Below are 5,419 nucleotides of genomic sequence, written 5' to 3'. Positions count from 1 at the left end.
CTCAATTTCTTGCAATCCTCGCTACGGACGCTTAAGTCCGACAGGCTGCTAGCGCCCCTGGTTTCTTCTTCTTTGGCTCGTTGACAGTGACCGGGAGAGTCAGTGCCCGAGTGTATGAGTGGGGATCAAGGATGCCGTTCAACATAGTTCTCAGCTGCCCTATTTCCGGGGACGACGCACTCTTGCCGCGGGCAAAATACCACCTTTGTGACGGACTCCCTCCGGGAAAACAGGGTAAGAGAGAAAAGCCTTCCGGGTACCGGGTCAGACAATACCGGTAGCCTGCTGCACGATTAAAGATACGCTTGGTTAACAGATCATGACGCCAGACCTGATTGCTTTGGCTTTCGCAAGCAGCCAGCTCAATGGGCGTCGACGAATAGCAACTACTTTTGTCAGGAGATTCATACAAGCATTTCTCTGCCGCCCTGACACCGAGACAAAACCTCGGGCTCTGATTCACCAGCAGGATATCTTCTGTCAAACGCTCAGAGACCCAGAATGCTCCCTCAGGCCGCTCTTCCCAGCTCAAAACAGGTTGGACTTTCTCTTGAACGGATTCAGGCTCCTGATCATTACCCGGCTTCTGCTCTGACTCACAGATGATTTGTCCCGTGTGAAGATTTTTATAGCAGCGCTGGTCGATTCTGTGCAGGGCAACATCTCCAAACCCTCTATCACTCTGGATAAACACATACTGGCGGAATACCCCTGATAATGAATGGTTTTTTTCTGAAAGTCATAATGCCATTTCTGCGCCAAACTATTGTCATCGCAGGGTTTGATTACAGCCCGATTTCCGGAATAACAGAGCCCTTTCTGCTCGGGATTCTGATGTTCACAGGTTGCAAAATCAACCTCTTCAACATCCAGCGCCAGACAATCAGAACCGTCCACCTGCTTAAGAAAGAATTGATCGGCAAAATGCTCATCCACTCGATGACTGTCTGGTGCATCTGCCCCGGATAGGGACGGGAAGAAAATAAAGAATACTGATAAAGGATTAAAAGCCCCGAAGTAAAAAAATACACGTAATGAAACAGGAATAACTACCAGTCCATTTCTGCAGCTCCACCTACCTGCCATCTTCATTGCCACCCTCTTTAGTAATTATTTTGACGTTAGCTGATCAAAATTCGTTGTCAAAACGATAACGGGCGATCAGAGCCACCGACCCACTGCTTCTGCAGCCCGACAAACAAAAGTATAGAAACCCTCTTGGTTTCGGGATTTTCCTACCTTTTTTACCGTTTCAATGTCACCTCAGACCGGTATCCGTTAAAACAGTTTTTGAATAGCGCACAATCCCCACTACACAGAAGAAAATCGGCAGGTATAATTGCGCGCCTGTCACCGTCAGTAGAAAGGTCATCCAGCGTTGATTATCTTCATCGTCACCAATAAAGTAACAAAACAAGTTTTTGTAGGCTCCACTCGCAATGACCTTGAAAGCCAGTGGGAAAAAATGGTGGCGGCCGCACACCAGGATCTGGACTACCCGCTTTACAGAGAAATCCGCATTCACGGCGAAGACGAATTTACCGTAGAGGAATGGGATAGAGCCGAGTCCCGTGAAGAGCTGGCCGAACTCGAGCAGGACGCCATCAACTTTTTTGGTGCAGAGAGTCTCAGAGGCTATAAGACCAGCACCGTAAAAATCCTGCCCAAAAAGAAGAAGCGCCAGCGCAAATCCAGCATTGAAAAAGAACTGGCCTCCATTTTTGCAGAAATTAATGAAGGGGATACCAATGCACCTCCAAGCCTTGCCGTGAAATCCGGCAATGCTGCCAATGAAACGACTAATGATTCTGCTCCACCGTCAGAAACCAAGCCGTCGCCTGTCAATCAGGCCGCTCAACACTCAGCTGCCGAGCCTTCATCTGCGCTTGCGCTAGCCAGCACGGCTCCGGACCCGGCAGAGATCAGGCTGGAAGCTGCCCAGTCTGAAGCAGAAAAGCCAAAGCCTGAATCAACCCGGTCTTTAGGCTCCAGGGCCAATGCGATGGTTCAGATGAACAGCATTGAAATGAGCGATGACATCACAGCTCAGCTGGCTGCAATTACTGCCGCGGCCGACGCCTGTCTGGCCGGTGATAACAGTGCTATGAATCAACTGGACGTTCAGCCCCAACCTGAAGTTCAAGAAGGCACACCACCAGAAACCATTGAGCCAAAACCGGCAGCCATCATCGAAACAGAGGTCGATGTTGCCAAGCCTATCTGCCCAAAAGAGCTTCGCATACGTGAGGCCATTGAACGCCACAGAAAACAACGCGCACAGCGCAGTGCTGAAAGCCAGGAAAACGAAAGAAGAAAAATCGCTCAAAGCCTGGCTGAACTCAATGCAAGAATTCAGGCAATGCAAACCGGGAAACTGGCAGCAGTAGCCTGATCGCTGGAGCCGACCTCTCTAAGGGTCGGCTCGATTATCCAATTTTCAGGGCAGGCACTATCAATTTAACCACAACTTCTGTGGATAACCCTGTTAATGGCTCATGTCATCCTATACTGACCCCTTCAGCTACAAGCTTTACAGCAAAGTGGGCATTATTTGCTCAGACAAAACCGCGACCACTAGATATAGGGGTGCAAAAGGAAGCAGGCACAAGACACCGCCTCGTCCACAAAGATCAGCCTAAGCAATCTCCACCAGACACTGTGACTCATCGAGACATTGACGATACTACTCGCATATTCTACCTGACTGTAAAAATCGTTATCATGGGAGGCTTTTACTCCCGAGTGAAACATCAGCATGTTAGAACGGCTATTCAAACTGAAAGAACATCATACCGATGTCAAGACAGAAGTGCTGGCGGGCATTACCACGTTCCTGACCATGGCTTACATCATTTTTGTAAACCCCAGCATGCTGGCGACCACCGGCATGGATCAGGGGGCGGTCTTTGTTGCCACCTGCCTGGCTGCTGCTATCGGCTGCATGATTATGGGCTTCTATGCCAATTACCCCATTGCTCTTGCTCCTGGTATGGGTCTGAATGCCTTTTTCGCCTTCACCGTTGTCGGTCAGATGGGTTACAGCTGGCAAGTGGCACTGGGGGCCGTTTTCCTTTCAGGTGTCTGTTTCTTCGCATTGAGTATCTTCAGGATTCGCGAGTGGATTATTAACAGTATTCCTCTTTCGCTACGAGGGGGGATTGCTGCTGGTATAGGTCTCTTCCTCGGCTTTATTGCCCTACAAAATGCAGGCATTATCGTTGGCGACCCAGCCACACTGGTAACACTGGGAGATATGACTTCCTGGGGCGCCATGATGGCATCCATTGGCTTCGCCCTGATTGTGGCTCTCTACTATCGCAATGTCACCGGCTCGGTCATGATCGGTATTCTAACCATCACCATCATCAGCCTTATTGTCGGCAAAGTAGAAATGAACGCTGTGTTTTCCATGCCTCCCAGTGTGGCCCCGACGCTTTTGCAGCTGGATATTGCCGGAGCGCTGGAAGTCGGCATGATCAGCATTATATTCTCATTCCTTTTTGTTGATCTCTTTGATACCTCTGGCACACTGGTTGCCGTAGCTCAAAAAGGTGACCTGCTGGACAAAGACGGTAAGTTCCCTCGTCTGGGCAGAGCTCTGATGGCAGATTCCATGGCCAGTATGGCGGGGGCTGGACTGGGTACTTCGACCACTACCAGCTATGTTGAAAGCACTGCCGGGATTTCTGTGGGAGGTCGGACAGGCCTGACCGCCGTGGTTGTTGGCTTACTGTTTCTGGGATGCCTGTTCCTGTCCCCTCTGGCAGCCGTAGTGCCAGCCTATGCCACCGCCCCTGCTCTGATCTTCATAGCCGTTTTGATGACGCACAGCATGTTCCAGATTAACTGGGACGATCTAACAGAAGCTGCTCCAGTGGTTATTGCAGCCGTTTCTATGCCTCTGAGTTACTCGATTACAACAGGCATTGCCTTTGGCTTTATCTCCTATACCGCCATCAAACTCCTGAGCGGCCGTGCAAAAGACCTGAATAGTGCGCTGGTTATTCTCTCCTTGTTATTCACTGTTAAACTGGTGATGTTCAATTAATGCACTGAAAATCAGTTTTCATCACTTCGAAAGCGGCCCATAATACGGGCCGTTTTTATTTATCGAAGCGCATCATGTCATTAGCCGTTGTAAAGCCTGAAAAGTACGAAGTCCAACTGACCGAGAAGGCGAACCTTACCCGAAAAGAGTTTCAGACTTTTGATGTTCCTGAACTGGAGGTTTTCAGATCCCGGCCAGAGCACTACAGAATGCGGGCAGAGTTCCGCATCTGGCATGAGGGAGAACACAGCTTCTACCGCATGTTTGATCCCGATACCCGACAACCTTTCAGCATTAATCAGTTCCCGGCAGGCTCGGAGCGTATCAATCAATTAATGATGCCGCTGATGAAAGACATCGAGCAACAAGAGGTTCTCCGAAAGAGGCTGTTCCAGCTGGAGTTTCTGACCACTCAGACCGGTGAGGCTCTGATCAGCATGCTTTACCACAAACCACTGAATGATGAGTGGAAGGCTGCAGCGGAGAAATTACAGATCTCCCACAACATTCGCATTATTGGCCGTGCCAGAAAACAGAAAATAGTTCTGGATCGGGATTACGTTGTCGAAACCTTGAATGTGCTGGGCAAAACCTATCAATACACCCAGGTCGAGAACAGCTTCACTCAACCCAATGCCGGCGTTAATGAACAGATGCTTGGCTGGGCCAGTGAGGTTTGCACTGGCCTGAAGGGTGACCTGCTTGAGCTTTATTGCGGAAACGGCAATTTCACGTGCGTCCTGGCCAACCACTTTTGCAAGGTTCTGGCTACGGAAATATCCAAAGCATCCGTTCACTCTGCCCATGACAACTTCGAGCTCAATGCCGTTGAGAATGTCCAGATAGCACGATTGTCCAGCGAAGAGTTCACTCAGGCCATGAATCGGGAGAGACTGTTCAGACGCTTGCAGGACATTGACCTGGATAGTTATGACGTATCCACAATACTGGTAGACCCTCCCAGGGCGGGCCTTGATGAAGCTACTGAGGCTCTGGTTCAGAAATTCGACAACATTGTTTATATTTCTTGTAACCCTGATACATTGAAGCAGAATCTACAAAAAATCACCCTGACTCATAAAGTGCAGCGAATAGCCCTTTTTGACCAGTTCCCCTACACCCATCATCGTGAAATGGGTGTATTCCTGACCCGAAAATAATTCCCTGAAAGGCTAAAAAGCGACCAGCCAACCACCTTTCCTTTATCGGAATTCTGTACCAGACTGTACGTTCCCCTGTTTCAAAAACTGATAGAACCCGGAAACAGGGGTTCTAACGGAGTCAGAATGAAAAACTATCCAGCCTCTGTCTTTGCGCTGTTTGTTTGGTTCTTTATTAACATTCTCAGCTCAAATGCACTGGCAACAAAAA

5 protein-coding genes are annotated in these 5,419 nt (G+C 49.3%); 3 read left to right on the top strand and 2 right to left on the bottom strand.

The genetic code is table 11. The features are described from left to right. Positions 1-31: 31 nt before the first annotated feature. Both KDK19_RS06515 and KDK19_RS06510 read right to left on the bottom strand, forming a co-directional pair. Positions 32-532: an RICIN domain-containing protein gene (locus KDK19_RS06515; protein WP_257288157.1), complete on the bottom strand. Its 501-nt coding sequence runs from the start codon at positions 530-532 to the stop codon at positions 32-34. Then, positions 529-1,086: a hypothetical protein gene (locus tag KDK19_RS06510; RefSeq protein WP_257288156.1), complete on the bottom strand. Its 558-nt coding sequence runs from the start codon at positions 1,084-1,086 to the stop codon at positions 529-531. The genes KDK19_RS06515 and KDK19_RS06510 overlap by 4 nt, the downstream gene beginning before the upstream one ends. 292 nt (positions 1,087-1,378) lie before the next feature. Here KDK19_RS06510 and KDK19_RS06505 point away from each other — a divergent pair, with 292 nt between their 5' ends. The 3 genes from KDK19_RS06505 to trmA all read left to right on the top strand — a co-directional run bounded on the left by KDK19_RS06505 (position 1,379) and on the right by trmA (position 5,208). Then, positions 1,379-2,392, top strand: a complete 1,014-nt coding sequence (locus tag KDK19_RS06505) for a GIY-YIG nuclease family protein (protein WP_257252482.1) — start codon at positions 1,379-1,381, stop codon at positions 2,390-2,392. A gap of 363 nt (positions 2,393-2,755) precedes the next feature. After that, positions 2,756-4,048, top strand: coding sequence for an NCS2 family permease (locus KDK19_RS06500; RefSeq protein ID WP_257279821.1), 1,293 nt, complete (start codon positions 2,756-2,758; stop codon positions 4,046-4,048). 74 nt (positions 4,049-4,122) lie between these two features. Further along, entirely contained in the window at positions 4,123-5,208 is a 1,086-nt protein-coding gene (trmA, locus tag KDK19_RS06495; protein ID WP_257279822.1) for a tRNA (uridine(54)-C5)-methyltransferase TrmA, read from the top strand. Positions 5,209-5,419 lie beyond the last annotated feature (211 nt).

It is taken from the genome of Endozoicomonas sp. ONNA1, assembly GCF_024606325.1.
Lineage (GTDB): Bacteria > Pseudomonadota > Gammaproteobacteria > Pseudomonadales > Endozoicomonadaceae > Endozoicomonas_A.
The sequence above is the reverse complement of the archived record's forward strand: the minus strand, read 5'-3'. Positions and strand labels throughout refer to the sequence as shown.

Bases quoted from the DNA above. Each gene is read 5' to 3' on its own strand.
- KDK19_RS06510 (WP_257288156.1), bottom strand. From the start codon at position 1,086: ATGGCAGGTAGGTGGAGCTGCAGAAATGGACTGGTAGTTATTCCTGTT.
- KDK19_RS06500 (WP_257279821.1), top strand. From the start codon at position 2,756: ATGTTAGAACGGCTATTCAAACTGAAAGAACATCATACCGATGTCAAG.
- trmA (WP_257279822.1), top strand. From the start codon at position 4,123: ATGTCATTAGCCGTTGTAAAGCCTGAAAAGTACGAAGTCCAACTGACC.